Raw genomic sequence first — 15,177 nt, 5'->3', positions numbered from 1 at the left:
TTTTATCCACCTCCTCACTTACTGAAACCACCCACCATGACCGAACGCACCCCCAAGCACCGCCTGCAAGTTGCCACCACGCTGCTGCAATTCATCGACAAAAAAGTGCTGCCCGGCACCGGCGTGACCCCGGCCAAGTTCTGGAAGGGCTTCGACGCCTTGGTGGCCGATCTGGCGCCAAAAAACATTGCCCTGCTGGCCGAGCGTGACCGCCTGCAAACCGAACTCGACGCCTGGCACAGCGCCCACCCCGGCCCGGTGCAGGACATGGCCGCTTACCGCGCTTTTCTGGAGCAAATTGGCTACTTGGTACCGAGCCCCAAGAAGGTGCGCATCACCACCGCCAAGGTCGACGCCGAGCTCGCCCTTCAGGCCGGTCCGCAGTTGGTGGTGCCGGTGCTGAACGCCCGCTACGCGCTGAACGCCGCCAATTCGCGCTGGGGTTCGTTGTATGACGCGCTCTATGGCACTGACGTCATTTCCGAAGCCAAAGGCTGCGGCAAAAACAAGAGCTACAACCCGAAGCGCGGCGCCAAAGTCATCGAATACGCCCGCCATGTGCTGGACCGCACCGCGCCGCTGCGCAAGGGTTCGCACGTCGACTCCGTCAGCTACCGCATCAAGGACGGCAAGCTGGCCGTCAAACTGGCTGACGGCTCTAACACCAGCCTGGCCAACCCGGCCCAGCTGATCGGTTTTCAGGGCGACGAAAAGGCGCCGAGCAGCGTGCTGTTCCTGCACAACGGCCTGCATCTGGACCTGCAAATTAACCGCGCCACCGCCATCGGCGCCAGCGACCCGGCCGGCGTTAGCGATCTGGTGCTGGAAGCCGCCCTCTCCACCATTCTCGATCTGGAAGACTCGGTCGCCGTGGTCGACGCCGACGACAAAGTGCTGGCCTATAGCAACTGGCTCGGCATCCTGCAAGGCACGCTGACCGAAGAAGTCAGCAAGGGCGACAAAGTGTTCACCCGCGGCCTGAACGCCGACCGCGTCTACACCCCCGCCGCCGGCAAGGGCAAGCCCGTCACGCTGCATGGCCGCTCGCTCATGTTCGTGCGCAACGTCGGCCACCTGATGACCAATCCGGCCATCCTGTACACCGACAAAGCCGGCGTCACGCGCGAAATCCCGGAAGGTATTCTGGACGCGGTGGTCACCACCACCATTGCCATGCACGACCTGCAGCGCACCGCCAAGGACGCCATCCGCAACTCGCGCAAGGGCTCGGTTTACATCGTCAAACCCAAGATGCACGGCCCGGTCGAAGTCGCGTTTGCGGCGGAACTGTTCACCCGCGTGGAAAAAATGCTCGGCCTGGAAGACAGCACCGTCAAGCTCGGCATCATGGACGAAGAGCGCCGCACCAGCGTCAATCTGAAGGCCTGTATTGCCGCTGCCAGCAGCCGCGTCGCCTTCATCAACACCGGCTTCCTCGACCGCACTGGCGACGAGATGCACAGCGCCATGCAAGCCGGCCCCATGATCCGCAAGGGCGACATGAAAAGCAGCGCCTGGATTGCGGCCTACGAGCGCAACAACGTGCTGGTTGGCCTGAGCTGCGGCCTGCGCGGCAAGGCACAAATCGGCAAGGGCATGTGGGCCATGCCTGACCTGATGAAAGACATGCTGAAGCAGAAAATTGCACACCCGCTGGCCGGTGCCAACACCGCCTGGGTGCCCAGCCCGACCGGTGCCACGCTGCACGCGCTGCACTACCACCAGGTGCTGGTGAGCGACATCCAGAAAGAACTGGAAAAAATCGACTACAACAAGCAACGCGATACCCTGCTGACCGGTCTGTTGACCATTCCCGTGACCGCCACCCCCAACTGGTCGGACGTGGAGAAACAGCAGGAACTCGACAACAACGCACAAGGCATCCTCGGCTACGTGGTGCGCTGGATCGACCAGGGCGTCGGCTGCTCCAAGGTGCCTGACATCCACAACATCGGCCTGATGGAAGACCGCGCCACCCTGCGCATCAGCAGCCAGCACATGGCGAACTGGTTGCACCACGGCGTGGTGACCGAAGCGCAAGTGAAGGAAACCTTTGAGCGCATGGCCGCCGTGGTGGACAAGCAGAACGCGGGCGACCCGCTGTACCAAAATATGGCCGGCAACTTTGAGACCTCGATGGCGTACAAGGCGGCTTGTGATCTGGTGTTCAAGGGCCTGGCACAACCGAGCGGTTACACCGAGCCTTTGTTGCACGCCTGGCGCTTGAAGGTGAAGGCGGCGGCAGTGGCAGCAGCGGTGGCGGCCCTCTGAGGCTTGCTACTTAATCAATAGCTGCTTGCGCAGCTTTGACGGGGGTTAGCGGCTGATTTGGCACTAACCCACAGTAAAAACGGCACCTTCGGGTGCCGTTTTTTTGTAACATAGCAATCAATCCATGACTTTGCCGAAAATTTTGACAAAGGTGCTGTGTTTAGCTTGCACCCATGTCCCGGTCAGATCATTGTTAACTTCCAAAGCGGCATAAATTTCACGAACCAGTTCGTTTTCAATGAGCTTGGCACTCAGCATCTTCTTCAACAGCTCAGGTCCATGCCAGATGTCATCAATGCCGACCATGCTGGCCAATTCGTGCATACCGAGGTCATCGGTCACAACGATGGCCGGGCGAATCTGTCCGAACGCCAGCACACGGCAATCGGTATAAGACGGCGGAGAACGTCGCTGTGTCATGAATCGGGCCGGGTCCATCTGGACCAGCCCATGCAGCACACTCGCAGCCGCCGCCAGTGTGGCCTTTTCTTGGGCGTTCAGGCGTGGGGTATGAGCGAGACGTTCGGTCGCCAAGGTGGCCGCATCAAACCAGGGATAGTCGTGTCGCAGCCGTGGGCTGCGCTGCACCTCGTCTTCTACGTCTCGCAGAATGGTCAATACGTAGTCCTTTTGCCCAAACTTCTTGCCCAACAGTGGCCGCACGCGCTTGGCCAGCCTCAGATAGGCGTTGGTATCGAGCAGAACCAGCGTCAATGGGATATCTCGCCGACAAGTGCCAGGTGCAGCGCCGTGGCATCCTGCAGTCCGATATCCATGACCTGCTGTAGGTAGCCAGGGCCTGTTTCCCGCTCAACCAGCATCGTCTTCAGTGCCACAAAAAAACCTGAACAAAACAAATTCGCTGTGACCGCAATCAACGCTTCCGCACTCGGCGGCAAAGGTTTAAAAAGCGCTTCGCTCACCAAGCCATTGTGCTGGTTGCTGCGGACAGCGTGAACTTGAACATCTGACAATTGCAAGAGCTGCAATCCCTTCGCCTGAGCGAAGTTCTGCACCTGACGGAATACCGTGAAAAGCGAGATGGAATGCGTGTGGGCATGTTCAAGCAAAGTCTTTAACACCGCTTGCACCCCGTTTACCCGAGTCGCCTGCGCATAAGCCGCCTCCGCGCAAGCTTGTGGAAACAACAGCGCGCCAGCAAAGGCATCGGCAAAATCCTCGCCCTCGTTCGTTCCGGCCAGCTCGGGGGTGTAAACATGCGCCAACTCGTGCGCCATCCAGAACTTGAAATCTTCCAGATGCGTGTCCAGGTTCAGATACACGAACGTGACTTTCTTGTCTGGCAAAAAGATATGCAACGCATTCTTGTGGTTCTTCTTTTCACCCCAGAGTGTGGGCACCAGCAATGCGTCGTTGTCCTTGAACTCCTTGATCAGGTGCTCATAGCCCAGCACCGCCTGGGCGCCAATGCCCAGCTTGGCCCTAACTTCTGCCACCGCGTTTTGCAGCGGAACGTAATCGGTCGACGGCGAGGGCAACGACATGTGCAACGCCCGCCTCTCTGGCAAATAGTCCACCAAGGGCTTGAGCAACGCGGCCATCGCCTGCGCCTTGACGATATGTTCGTCCGTGGTCTTTGAACCGGCCTTTTTACGAAAGGCAATGATGGGTCGGTTGGCGTCAGGCATCACCAACTGGTCAAAGCCCAACATGAGGGTGGTGGCCAGTTTCAGCAACTTTTCAGGGCGAGGAAAGTGCTTGCCCTGCAGCCAGTGGGACACCACTTGGGGCGACTCGCCAATGGCCGTTGCCAGCTGCTCCTGGCTCCACCCCCGTGAGGCCAGAGCTGCTTTGATGGATTCGCTGTGGATAACTTTGTGCATAGCCGGTGTATTTTCTGTGGAAATAACTTAAAAATCAAGTTTTATCAAGTTTTATGTCCGCTTCTTGCTACCAGCCAGGAATTTGGCACTCACAAAGTTGCTATTTAATTAATAGCTACTTACGCATATTCTACGGGGGCAAGGGACCTATTTAGTTCCAAAAATCGCCACGAGCCGTATAGTGCTATATGACGACATGCAAGTGCAGTCATAGCGTTACCGGGCGCTCAGTACGCATCAGGCAGACGTTTGTTTAGCCAGCATCTGTGCGAAGTCCACGACCAAGCGACGACTTGGCAACGTTAGTTTTCGAAAAGTCTTGCGCAACTCCACAGCCTCAGGCGAGTAATCCAGCGTCAAGTCGCCGTCTTTGTCGGGTGCGGCCAGCGGAAGCTGCAAACCTTCCAACATGGCAAACATAGCAGCAGGTGACGTACCCAGTGCGGCGGCCAACGCATCCAGGCGACTTGTCGACAATCGGCGCTCACCACGCTCGATACGAGATACATGACTCGTCCCCATGCCCGCATCCAGTGCCAGTTTTTCCTGGGACCACCCTTTTTCTTCTCTAAGCGAACGAATGACTTGGCCAATGTGCATGGGCGAATTTTTCTTTCAAATGTGACTCCTTGGCAAAGCCCATTTGGTGAATCGATCTATATGATTCGCCTATTTGTCACAAGTAACGCATCGCTTGCCACTTTGGCAATCGCTCGCCGCTCACGAATTCACACATGCCTACGCTCAACTGGATCGGCAAAGACGCCGTTGTTAAACACCACAAGGACGTGCCTTTTCGCCTGCTGGAGCCCGTGCCCGAGTTGTCATGCGGCGATCCCGCCAGCGGCAATTTGATCGTCCAGGGCGACAACCTACATGCCTTGAAGGCTCTGTTGCCACGCTACGGCGGAAAGGTGAAATGCATTTACATCGACCCGCCGTACAACACCGGCAACGAAGGCTGGGCCTACAACGACAACGTCAACAGCCCCGAGATTCGTAAATGGCTGGGCGCGCTGGTCGGCAAGGAAGGCGAAACGCTGGACCGGCACGACCGCTGGCTGTGCATGATGTACCCGCGTCTGGTGCTGCTTCGCCAGTTTCTACGCGAGGACGGGGCGATTTTTGTGTCGATTGACGACAACGAGGTGGCAAACCTACGCCTACTGCTGGACGAGATTTTTGGGGCGGGGAATTTTGTCGCCTCTGTTATCTGGCGTTCATCAGACAACAGCAACAACGATGCAAAGCAGTTTTCTACAGACCACAATCCCCTTGTCATTTACTCCCGATCCTCAGACTGGCGGCCAAATAAGGCCGGGGATCACACGAACAAACGCTCTCACTTTAAGAATCCCGATAACGATCCACGAGGCCCATGGTTTGATGGAAATCCGCTCAACTCCCCGAAGCCACGTCCAAATCTGACCTTTGACTTGGTGGCCCCAAACGGGAATGTGATCCATCCACCAGCAAACGGTTGGCGCTGGTCGAAAGAAACCATTGAGTCCAAATTGGCGACTACTGAAATCCGTTTTACCGAAAATGGAAAAAGTATCCGCAGAAGAACCTACCTTGTGGATATGGAGGCGTTACCCCCATCAAGTCTGTGGACCGATTTAGAAGAGACAGGACATAACCGCCAAGCAAAAAGTGAACTGAAAGCAATATTTCATGAAACTGCTGTGAGCGATTTGTTCAGCACGCCAAAACCTGTTCGTTTTCTCCAACGCATTATTGAACTCTCCACCGAGCCAGACAGCCTGATCCTCGACAGCTTTGCCGGTTCCGGAACAACAGCCCATGCGGTGCTCAAACAAAACGCCGTCGACGGCGGCACACGCCGTTTCATTCTGGTGGAAATGGACGAAAACATCGCCACCAACGTCACCGCCGAGCGCGTGAAGCGCGTGAGCCAGGGCTACACCAACGCCAAAAATGAGGCCGTGGCGGGCCTGTCTCCAGACGGCGACGGCTTCCAGTTCTGTACGCTTTCTGCAGAGCCCCTGTTTACCCCACAAGGCCAGATCCGCGAGGACGTGCGTTATGCGCAACTGGCCGAGTTCGTCTGGTTTGCCGAGACCGGCAGCGGCTACACCGGCAACGCCGATTCGCCGCTGCTGGGCGTGCATGAGGGCCGGGGCATTTATCTGCTCTACAACGGCATCCTGAAGGACAAGTCGGTGGGCGGTGGCAACGTGTTGACCGGGCCGGTGTTCGGCATCCTGCCGCCGTTCGACGGCCCCAAGACCATCTACGCGGCTGCCTGCCGCCTGGGCGCGCCGCGCCTGCAACGCGAGCAAATTGTGTTCAAGCAGACGCCTTATGCGCTGGAGGTGTAAGCCATGACCCATTTCACCCCCAAAAAATACCAGCAAGACCCGGCCAGCGGCGGCGGTGTGCTCGACAGCGTCGAGGCCTACTTCAAGGCCTGCCACCAGCACGGCCGTGCCTCGCTGGCGTTCACCGCCGTTACCGACGAGCTGTGGGGGCAAGGTCTGCCCTATCACCCCTTGAAGGACTTTGCGCCCGACATGCCCTACTTCTGCCTGCGCGTGCCCACCGGCGGCGGCAAGACCTGGCTGGCGGCCAAAAGCGTGGCGCTGGTCAACACCCATTTGCTGCGGGTGCCGCACAGCGTAGTGTTGTGGCTGGTGCCCAGCAAAACAATCCGCGACCAGACAGTACGCGGCTTGAAAGACCTCAAGCACCCGCTGCATGCGGCGCTGCGAGAAGCCGGGCCGGTGACGGTGCTGGACTTGGCGGAGGCCAAGGCGTTGACGCGTGCCACGCTGGACACATCCACGGTGGTCATCGTGGCCACGCGGCAGGCTTTTCAGGTGGAGGACGAGGAAAGCCGCAAGGTGTATGAATCGAGCGGTGCGCTGATGCATCACTTTGAAAATCTTTCCCTCGCTCAGCGCGATAGATTGTTGAAGGACGGCGACACGATTGCGTATTCGCTGGCCAATGTGCTGCGCCTGCGTCGGCCGTTTGTGGTGGTGGACGAGGCGCACAACAGCCGCACTGAGTTGGCGTTTGACACGCTGGCGCGCTTCTCGCCCAGCGGCATCATGGAGCTAACCGCTACGCCCGACATGGTGCACACGCCCAGCAATGTGCTGCACAGCGTAAGCGCCTCCCAGCTCAAGGCCGAGCAAATGATCAAACTGCCCGTGGTGCTGGAGACCGAGCCCAACTGGCAGCAATGCCTGAGCGATGGCATCGCCCGGCGCAATGCCTTGCAAAAACTGGCTGACGACGAGCAACGCGGGGGCGCGCCGTATTTGCGACCCATTGTGCTGATTCAATCCGAGCCGCGCCGCACGGGCCTGGACACGCTTGACTTTGAACGGGTGCGCCAGGAGCTATTAACCAACCACGGCATTCCTTTGAATGAAATCGTGGTGGCGACCAGTGAGGAAAAGGGGCTGGAGGCGATTGATGCGGCGTACAAGCTGGGCATCAGCGACCCGCTATGCCCGGTGAAGTTCGTCATCACGCAAAAAGCGCTGGCCGAGGGCTGGGACTGCCCGTTTGCCTACATTCTGGTGAGCATGGCGTCGCTGCATTCGGCCACGGCCGTGGAGCAGTTGCTGGGGCGCGTGCTGAGGCAACCAGGCGCGCAACACCGGGCTACCAAAGAGTTGAACCAGTCTTACGCACTGGTGGTGTCGCGCAGTTTTGCCGACACAGCCAGCGCCCTGCGCGACCGGCTGGTGCAGGGCGCGGGATTTGACCGCAAGGACGTGGCCGAGTTCGTGACGGCTGCCCGGCAAGAACAGCAGATGTTTGATCTGGAAGGCCTGGGCGGCCGCGTGGTGGTGCAGCCGGTGGTGATCGTGCTGCACGAAAAGCCAGATCTGAAGGTTGTCCCCAAAGAGATGCGCAACACGCTGGACGACAAGGTGGACTTCGACAAGAAGACCAGCACGCTGACGATTCGCGCGCCGCTGACTTTGGATGAAACTGCGGCTTTGATTCAGACGGTGAGCACGCCGCTGGCCAAGGCGGCGATTGAAGCCGCCGCCGAGGAAAGTCGCACCACCGCCATTGCGTTTTTCCGTACGCCTGCGGAAGAGGGCAAAACGTTGCTGGTGCCGCAACTGGCTTTGCGGCTGCAGGGTGAGTTGCAACTGTTTGACGACCCGGAGGTGCTGGACTACCCGTGGGAGCTGTCCACGCTGGATGCAAAACCGACGCCTGACAACCTGGTGACATTGGGTGCAGCGCTCAAAGTGGCCGAGGGTGGTGTAATTGACGTGGATGAGGCCAGCGGTCGAATGATGCCCCTCTTTATGCCCAATCTGCAGCGCGATTTGGGGCTGGCCTATACGCCCGAGCATTGGGACACGGTCAAGCTGGCCAGCTGGCTGTGCAGCAATGTGCCCGAGCCGACGCTGACCCATGCGAGCAAACTGGCGTTTGTGGCGGGTTGGTTGTCTGACTTGCTGGCGCAGCCGCACTTTGACTTGGGCCGCGCGAATCTGCAGAAGTTTTTGATGCGCAACCTGCTGGAAGCACGCATTCGCGAACTGCGCCGCGACGCAGTGAATCGCGCTTACCAGAAAACCTTGTTTGGCGATGGGAATAAGGAGCGAGTAACGGTGACAGATGAGTTTCCCTACGACTTCCGGCCCGAAGCCTACGCGCCCGGCCGCGACTATGACAACCGTTTTGGACTGCACCCGTTTCGCGAGCACTTCTACAGCCGCATGGGTGACTTCGACAGCAAGGAAGAATTCGAATGCGCGGTGTGGCTGGACATTCAGGCACAGAAGGGGCGGTTGCAATACTGGGTGCGCAATTTGGCACGCCGTGAAGGTGCGTCGTTCTTTCTGCAAAAAGCCACCGGGCGCTTCTACCCGGACTTTGTCTGCAAGCTCAATGACAACACATTCCTGATCGTGGAATACAAGGGCGCCGACCGCTGGACCGACGCGGCAGACGATCGACTGATTGGCGGGCTGTGGCAGCAGTTGTCTGGCGGAACCTGTAAATTCGTTATGGTCAAAGACAAACAGTGGGATGCAATTGACCCCTTGCTGGTTTAATTTTTTGCTATTTAATTAATAGCTTCTTGCGCAGCGTTTACGAGGGCTAGCGGCCGATTTGGCACTAACCCACAGTAAAAACGGCACCTTCGGGTGCCGTTTTTCATGGGCCAGGGGTTTAACTAAGCTGTTGGGCGGAATTACTTAGAGAAACCAACAAAGTCCAACTTGTCCTGAAAGTCGACTTGGCAGCGTTTTCGGGTGTTCACCAATGGCTGCTTGCTGGAAGTCCATTTGCGCGACTTGGGATATTGGACGTATAACCAAGGCCGTGGCACCATCACGGTGATAGATCGTGCCAAACTTGAAGAGCGGACATGCGAGTGTTATGCAGCATGCAGCGGTCAAAGTGGAGTGCAATCGACTGCTTTGGACGGCTAAATGGACGCTGCCACACAGACCATTTCTTCTGTTTAGGCCAGAATTAGATAAATGGACGCGAAACACGACGTATTGCACTGCTAAAAAGCACCTCACCATGAAAAAGAAACCTACTTCCAGATTGTCTGACGGCACCCAAGCAGCCAAGTCTTTGACTCAAGTGCTCAAAGACAGCGAGCTTGTCAAAGGCATGGTCAAAGAGTCTGCAGATGAACTGGCGTCGGTCAACTTGGTCCTTAATGAAGAGTTTTTGAATCGGAACCGCCTGCCTGAAGTGGAGACGGCCCTTGAAAGAAGCGAAGCCGTTGAAATCAAAGTGCAAGACGCGTCGGAAAAACTGTCGCAGGTGAATCGAGCTTTGGAAAAAGAGGTAAAGGAACGCCACCTCATGGAACAGGAGCTGGCCAAGGTCATGGACCAGCAAAAGGAAACCCTTCATGCATCTCTCCATGATGCTTTAACCGGTTTACCAAATCGCGTACTATTTAATGATCGACTGGAACATGGAATAGAACAAGCCAAACGGCACGGCTGGACTTTGGCCGTGATGTTCTTGGACCTTGATAAATTCAAAACGATCAATGATTCCTATGGCCACGCCGCGGGCGATGCTGTTCTGCTGACGATTGCCAAGCGACTAAGTGAAACTACACGCAACGACGATACGATCTGCCGCCATGGCGGCGACGAATTTTTGTATCTGCTCATGGAAATAAACGAAGATCAAGATGCAGCCATCATTGCGAAAAAAATCATCCAGGCAGTTCAAATGCCGTGTGATGTCAGCGTCGGTGAACTGAAGGTCGACACCAGTATTGGCATCTCGATCTATCCGAGAGATGGCACCACTGTAGAGGCCTTGATCATGAGTGCCGACGCGGCAATGTACCGGGCCAAGCAAAGCAAGTCCGGCTATGCCTTTGCGAGTGACAATCCTACGCCGTAGTCTGAACGTACTGGGCGGATGGGGTTGCCTCAGTTTGAAAAGTAGAAAGACTGCAATCAGTCTAAACCGCGTGTTGCCAATGCGCTTGACACTTATTGGGTTCTCTACGTAATCAAGCTGTTGACCCTAAAAACCCAATCCTGCTGTGACATTTACGGATTAATAAATGGCGGCTTCGCTGCCCACATCGAACCTTCGCAGCACGCAGAAACCAGCAATAATTTTCCAGGCAATTAGCTCTCACGTTCTGCAAGGCCAATGTTTTTCGATCAGAACACTCACGCCTGCGAGGCGTATATTGAACCTTCAAAAGCCACATCACGAACCAGAGAAACCACCATGCTGCAATCACGAGAAGGTCAAAAAGTTCCCAACGTCACGTTCCCGATTCGGGTCAATGGCGAGTGGCAGAAAGTCAACAGCGACGCCGTTTTCAACGGTAAAACGGTGGTGCTGTTCGCGCTACCAGGGGCCTTCACGCCGACCTGCTCCAGCAGGCATTTGCCGCGGTACAACGAACTGGCGGGCGTACTCAAAGCCAATGGGGTGGACAGCGTGGTTTGCCTGGCCGTCAATGACCCCTTCGTGATGGCAACCTGGAAGGCCGAGCAGAACGCCGACAGCATCGATTTCCTGCCCGATGGCAACGGTGAATTCAGCGCAGGCATGGGCCTGCTGGTGGACAAATCGGAGATTGGCCTGGGCAAACGCAGCTGGCGCTATTCCATGCTGGTGAAGGATGGCTTGATTGAAAAAATGTTCATCGAACCGGAAGAACCGGGCGATCCTTTCAAGGTCTCGGACGCCGACACCATGTTGAACTACATCAGCCCCAAGGCCAGTCCCCCGCCACGCGTCACATTCTTTGGCAAACCCGGCTGCCCCCACTGCGCCCGTGCCCGCAAGATGCTCAACGACAAGGGCTATCGTTTTGAAGAGATCGAACTGGGCCGCCACGGCATCAGCTACAGCTCGCTGCAAGCGGTGACCGGACGCGGCACCACACCCCAGGTGTATATCGATGGCGAACACGTCGGTGGTGCCGACGAGCTGGCCCTCTGGTTGGCCAAGTAAGGTTTCAAAAACGGCCTCAAGCCTGCCCTGCGGCAGGCCTAAGCAACGCTGGCATTGAAAACTGCCAGCATTACAAGGGGAGCAAGTTGCCATGACACCGATTCAAGTCAATGTCGCCATTGTGGGTGCCGGTACCGCCGGCATGGGGGCCTACCGGGCGGCCCGCGCCCTCACTGATTCCGTCTTGCTGATCGAAGGTGGAAGCTACGGCACGACTTGCGCCCGCGTGGGTTGCATGCCGAGCAAATTGCTGATTGCCGCAGCGGAAGCAGCGCACCAAGCGCGCCATGTCGCGCCGTTCGGGGTGCAGGTGAAAGAGGTCACGATCGACGGCGCGGCGGTGATGGCGCGCGTGCAGCGCGAACGCACCCGTTTTGTCGGATTCGTGCTGGAGACGATTGAATCCATTGCGCCGGGCGATCGTTTGACGGCCAAGGTGAAATTTCAGGATGCCCATACCTTGGTGACGGCGCAGGGCCAGCTGATTCATGCCCAGCGCATCGTGCTTGCCACCGGCAGCATTCCCGTTCTGCCGCCAGTGTTGCAAGGATTGCGCACCCATTTGCTGACCAATGAAAACGTCTTCGAATTGCCCACGTTGCCGACCAGTCTGGCGGTGTTCGGGCCGGGGCCGCTGGGGATGGAACTGGGCCAGGCCATGAGCCGCCTGGGCGTCAAGGTCAAGATGTTCGGCGTCGGCGGTGGTATTGCCGGCATTCGCGACCCGGAAATTCGCGACTACGCCAACCAGGCCTTCAATGAAGAGTTTTATCTGGCGGCGTCGGCGCAGGTGAAGTCAGTGAAAGAAACCGCCACCGGGGTCGAAGTCCATTACCTGGATCGCGCGGGCGCCTGGCAAACCGAGCCGTTCGACTATGTCTTGGCGGCGACCGGACGAGCGCCTGATCTTGCCGGACTGGCGTTGAAAAACACCGGACTGCAGTTAAATAAGCGCGGCGTTCCCCTGTTTGACCGCTTCACGCTGCAGTGCGGCAACAGCGCGATCTTTATGGCCGGCGACGCCAGCAACGACGTGCCCCTGCTGCACGAAGCGGCCGATCAGGGGCGCATCGCCGGCGAGAATGCCGGACGGTATCCCGACATCCGATCCGGCTTGCGCCGCACCCAGCTGGCGGTCGTCTTCACCGATCCGCAAGTGGCGTCGGTGGGGCTCAACCTGGAACAGCTCAACGAGCACTTCAAGGGTCGGTTCGCGGTGGGACTGGTGTCGTTCGAGGACCAGGGACGCAGTCGGGTCATGCTGCGCAACCAAGGGATTTTGAAGGTCTATGCCGAGCACGGCAGCGGCTTGTTCCTGGGGGCAGAAATGTTCGGCCCCGCCGCCGAGCATATCGGCCATCTGCTGGCCTGGGCGGCGCAACAGCGCATGACCGTCTCCGCCATGCTGGACATGCCGTTCTACCATCCGGTCATTGAAGAAGGCTTGCGCACGGCCCTGCGGGATCTCAACCACAAGCTGCACATCGGTCCGGACGTGATCAATCGTTGTATGGATTGCGGGCCTGGCGCTTAGGGTGGTGCTTGCCGTCAGGCATTTCGAACCATCACCCCATCGCGCGTCGCCGCGCCGGAGCGCACCAGATCGCCAATCAACTGCTCGACCCACGGCGCAAATTCCTGTGCTGAAAAATGCGTGTTGTAAATCAACGCGAAGTACGGGGTGGCCTGCGCCCAGGCCAGCAAGGCGGCCAGCTCAATGTTCTGGACTTCGAGCAGCTTGAACTTGAGCAGGACTTTGGCGCCGTACTGGATGTGCTTTTCCGGATGCTGCACAAAGCTGTCCAGCCGGTCACGGGCGCGGCCAATGGCGGCCGCCACGCCCGTGAAAGCAGGGCCGTGCCCTGGAATCACGATCGCGGGCGCCAGCGACTCAATCAGGTCGATGGTTTGGCCAACCTCGTCAAACGCCGCCACGCCTTCCAGTTCGGGGAACACCACCCCGAAACCGCGCTCCCACAAGGCATCGGCCGAGACCAACACACGGGAGGCCGGCTCAAACAAGATCACCGAGTGCGGGTCGTGCCCGGGTGCTGCGTGCACCTGCCACGGCCTGTCGCCGAGCTGGATGTCCGTCCCCGGCAGCAGCACGGCATCGAAGCCAAACGGCGGGCAAGTCTGCCCGGTCGGCGTATAGGTCAGCGCGTGCGGGTCCCAGTGACGGACGTGCGGCGCCAGGCCGGGCGGAATGTGGGTCTGGAGCGCCGGGTAGGCGTGCTGCAGCGCCGCGTTGCCGCCGCAGTGGTCGCTGTGCAAGTGGGTGTTGAGCAGCAGATCGAGCGGGCGGCCCTGAAGCGCTGCCTCGACCAGGGCCAGCGTTTGCCCGGCATGGTCGCCGTAGCCGCTGTCAATGAGGGCGGTGCCCGCGCGGCCGCTGATCAGGATGTTGTTGGACGACAGCCAGCCGCGCTCGAACACGCTGATGTCGGCGGGCAGCAGGGGGCGCGGCAGGGCTTGCTCAGACATGCGCGCGGTCCTGGCGGTGGTATTTCAAAGCTGATTTTTTCATGCGGGTCTCCGTTGACCTCATTTTGAAGCAGGATGACCGGCTGCCGTTAGCGGGCTTGTCCCAATAGCTGGGTCAGTTCGGTCTCACAGGCGACAGCGCTGCCATCAAACAGCAGGTCAATCAGCCGGGTTTCACGGGCCTGCACGATCTCCAGAAAATGCTGGGCGCCCTCGCCCTGGCGGCCCATGGCGGCAAAGGTGTCAAAGCCTGCTTCCAGAAATTGCTGCAACGCGCCCAGTCCCGCCAGGTTGGCCGGTCGGCGCATCATCTTGAGCATCAGGCGCAGGCCGGGGGTGCGTGTCAGACGGTCCAGTTCTTGGCCGATGCGAAGGACGGTGGTCAACTGGGCGTAGCGGTCGGCGCGCCGGTCAACCACCCGCCAGGCGGCGAGGTAGCGCGTCACCTCGTTCGTGTCGGGATGTTGGGTGACCTGTTGCGCCATCGCCAGATCCAGCTCTTCGGACAGCCGATGCACCTGTGCCAGCGCGACGGCGGTCTGCACTACCTGCTGCGGAAAGAGGCGCTCCAGCGTGCCGGCAATGCGGGCAAATTGGGCATCGCGCCCGGAGTAGTCTTTGGCGCTGTACAACTCCTCCAGAAAAAAGCGGGCGGCGGCGCGGTAGCGGTCCGTGTCCAGCAGATCGGCGTAAGTGCCGGCAAAGCGGCGCGCCTGCAACTGCTTGATGTCGCTCACGGCGCGCGCCAGCCCGGGCGTCGCGGCGGCGATTTGGCGCAGCTGGCCGACGTGCAGCACGGCGTCACGAATAGTGTGGGTCGCATCCATATGAGCGCGAGTTTATCGGCAGCGCCGCACCGGCCTACACTGCAGCCCTGCCGAAATTTCCGGCGATGGAGCCCGCCATGCCAGTTACCTCCCCGATCGATCCCACCTGCTGCCCACTGTGCGGCCAATCCAACCAGTGCGCCGGACAAGTCGAACGCGCCACCGGCATCAAACAGCCGCCGTGCTGGTGCAACGAGGCCAGCTTCGGCGCCGATTTGCTGGCGCGCGTCCCGGAGCAGTTGCGCCGCAAGGCCTGCATTTGCCCCGCTTGTGTCCAAGCCGCTGCCGTTTGAGTT

General features: G+C 58.8%; 12 protein-coding genes. 7 read left to right on the top strand and 5 right to left on the bottom strand.

What is annotated here, in order from left to right; all coding sequences use genetic code 11:
- The first annotated feature begins 36 nt into the window (after positions 1 to 36).
- Complete coding sequence (locus HHJ17_RS12890) at positions 37 to 2,271, top strand: malate synthase G (protein ID WP_296506063.1); 2,235 nt, start codon at positions 37 to 39, stop codon at positions 2,269 to 2,271.
- A 117-nt stretch (positions 2,272 to 2,388) separates the two neighbouring features.
- On the opposite strand, the gene HHJ17_RS12885 is transcribed toward HHJ17_RS12890, so the two are convergent.
- The 3 genes from HHJ17_RS12885 to HHJ17_RS12875 all read right to left on the bottom strand — a co-directional run bounded on the left by HHJ17_RS12885 (position 2,389) and on the right by HHJ17_RS12875 (position 4,715).
- On the bottom strand, positions 2,389 to 2,985 hold the full coding sequence (locus tag HHJ17_RS12885; protein ID WP_296506061.1) for a hypothetical protein: 597 nt from the start codon (positions 2,983 to 2,985) through the stop codon (positions 2,389 to 2,391).
- Entirely contained in the window at positions 2,982 to 4,115 is a 1,134-nt protein-coding gene (locus tag HHJ17_RS12880; protein WP_296506059.1) for an XRE family transcriptional regulator, read from the bottom strand. Before HHJ17_RS12880 ends, HHJ17_RS12885 begins: the two co-directional genes overlap by 4 nt.
- A 237-nt stretch (positions 4,116 to 4,352) precedes the next feature.
- The gene (locus tag HHJ17_RS12875) at positions 4,353 to 4,715 is read right to left on the bottom strand and encodes a helix-turn-helix transcriptional regulator (protein ID WP_296506058.1); all 363 of its coding nucleotides are present in this window, start codon (positions 4,713 to 4,715) and stop codon (positions 4,353 to 4,355) included.
- A 188-nt stretch (positions 4,716 to 4,903) separates the two neighbouring features.
- On the opposite strand from HHJ17_RS12875, the gene HHJ17_RS12870 reads away from it, so the two are divergent.
- From HHJ17_RS12870 to HHJ17_RS12850, 5 genes are all read left to right on the top strand, one after another.
- On the top strand, positions 4,904 to 6,457 hold the full coding sequence (locus HHJ17_RS12870) for a site-specific DNA-methyltransferase (RefSeq protein ID WP_296506056.1): 1,554 nt from the start codon (positions 4,904 to 4,906) through the stop codon (positions 6,455 to 6,457).
- Between the two features lie 3 nt (positions 6,458 to 6,460).
- A complete protein-coding gene (locus HHJ17_RS12865; protein WP_296506054.1) occupies positions 6,461 to 9,169 on the top strand; it encodes a DEAD/DEAH box helicase family protein in 2,709 nt (902 codons plus the stop codon).
- 478 nt (positions 9,170 to 9,647) lie between these two features.
- Complete coding sequence (locus tag HHJ17_RS12860) at positions 9,648 to 10,496, top strand: GGDEF domain-containing protein (RefSeq protein ID WP_296506053.1); 849 nt, start codon at positions 9,648 to 9,650, stop codon at positions 10,494 to 10,496.
- Between the two features lie 339 nt (positions 10,497 to 10,835).
- Positions 10,836 to 11,570, top strand: coding sequence for a glutathione peroxidase (locus HHJ17_RS12855; protein ID WP_296506052.1), 735 nt, complete (start codon positions 10,836 to 10,838; stop codon positions 11,568 to 11,570).
- Positions 11,571 to 11,661: 91 nt separating this feature from the next.
- Positions 11,662 to 13,104 (top strand): dihydrolipoyl dehydrogenase, encoded by a 1,443-nt coding sequence (locus HHJ17_RS12850; RefSeq protein ID WP_296506051.1) that lies wholly within the window; start codon positions 11,662 to 11,664, stop codon positions 13,102 to 13,104.
- A gap of 14 nt (positions 13,105 to 13,118) precedes the next feature.
- Here the strand turns inward: HHJ17_RS12850 and HHJ17_RS12845 are convergent, their stop codons facing one another.
- Positions 13,119 to 14,054 (bottom strand): MBL fold metallo-hydrolase, encoded by a 936-nt coding sequence (locus tag HHJ17_RS12845; protein ID WP_296497092.1) that lies wholly within the window; start codon positions 14,052 to 14,054, stop codon positions 13,119 to 13,121.
- Positions 14,055 to 14,143: 89 nt separating this feature from the next.
- Complete coding sequence (locus HHJ17_RS12840) at positions 14,144 to 14,881, bottom strand: hypothetical protein (RefSeq protein ID WP_296497093.1); 738 nt, start codon at positions 14,879 to 14,881, stop codon at positions 14,144 to 14,146.
- Positions 14,882 to 14,958: 77 nt separating this feature from the next.
- On the opposite strand from HHJ17_RS12840, the gene HHJ17_RS12835 reads away from it, so the two are divergent.
- Complete coding sequence (locus tag HHJ17_RS12835; RefSeq protein ID WP_296506050.1) at positions 14,959 to 15,174, top strand: cysteine-rich CWC family protein; 216 nt, start codon at positions 14,959 to 14,961, stop codon at positions 15,172 to 15,174.
- Positions 15,175 to 15,177: the final 3 nt, after the last annotated feature.

Origin of the sequence: Rhodoferax sp., from assembly GCF_012927445.1 — a bacterium.
GTDB lineage: Bacteria > Pseudomonadota > Gammaproteobacteria > Burkholderiales > Burkholderiaceae_C > Rhodoferax.
The sequence above is the reverse complement of the archived record's forward strand: the minus strand, read 5'-3'. Positions and strand labels throughout refer to the sequence as shown.

Coding starts and splice junctions, on each gene's coding strand:
- HHJ17_RS12850 (WP_296506051.1), top strand. CDS start 11,662: ATGACACCGATTCAAGTCAATGTCGCCATTGTGGGTGCCGGTACCGCC.
- HHJ17_RS12835 (WP_296506050.1), top strand. CDS start 14,959: ATGCCAGTTACCTCCCCGATCGATCCCACCTGCTGCCCACTGTGCGGC.
- HHJ17_RS12880 (WP_296506059.1), bottom strand. CDS start 4,115: ATGCACAAAGTTATCCACAGCGAATCCATCAAAGCAGCTCTGGCCTCA.
- HHJ17_RS12860 (WP_296506053.1), top strand. CDS start 9,648: ATGAAAAAGAAACCTACTTCCAGATTGTCTGACGGCACCCAAGCAGCC.
- HHJ17_RS12845 (WP_296497092.1), bottom strand. CDS start 14,054: ATGTCTGAGCAAGCCCTGCCGCGCCCCCTGCTGCCCGCCGACATCAGC.
- HHJ17_RS12875 (WP_296506058.1), bottom strand. CDS start 4,715: ATGCACATTGGCCAAGTCATTCGTTCGCTTAGAGAAGAAAAAGGGTGG.
- HHJ17_RS12840 (WP_296497093.1), bottom strand. CDS start 14,881: ATGGATGCGACCCACACTATTCGTGACGCCGTGCTGCACGTCGGCCAG.
- HHJ17_RS12865 (WP_296506054.1), top strand. CDS start 6,461: ATGACCCATTTCACCCCCAAAAAATACCAGCAAGACCCGGCCAGCGGC.
- HHJ17_RS12855 (WP_296506052.1), top strand. CDS start 10,836: ATGCTGCAATCACGAGAAGGTCAAAAAGTTCCCAACGTCACGTTCCCG.
- HHJ17_RS12890 (WP_296506063.1), top strand. CDS start 37: ATGACCGAACGCACCCCCAAGCACCGCCTGCAAGTTGCCACCACGCTG.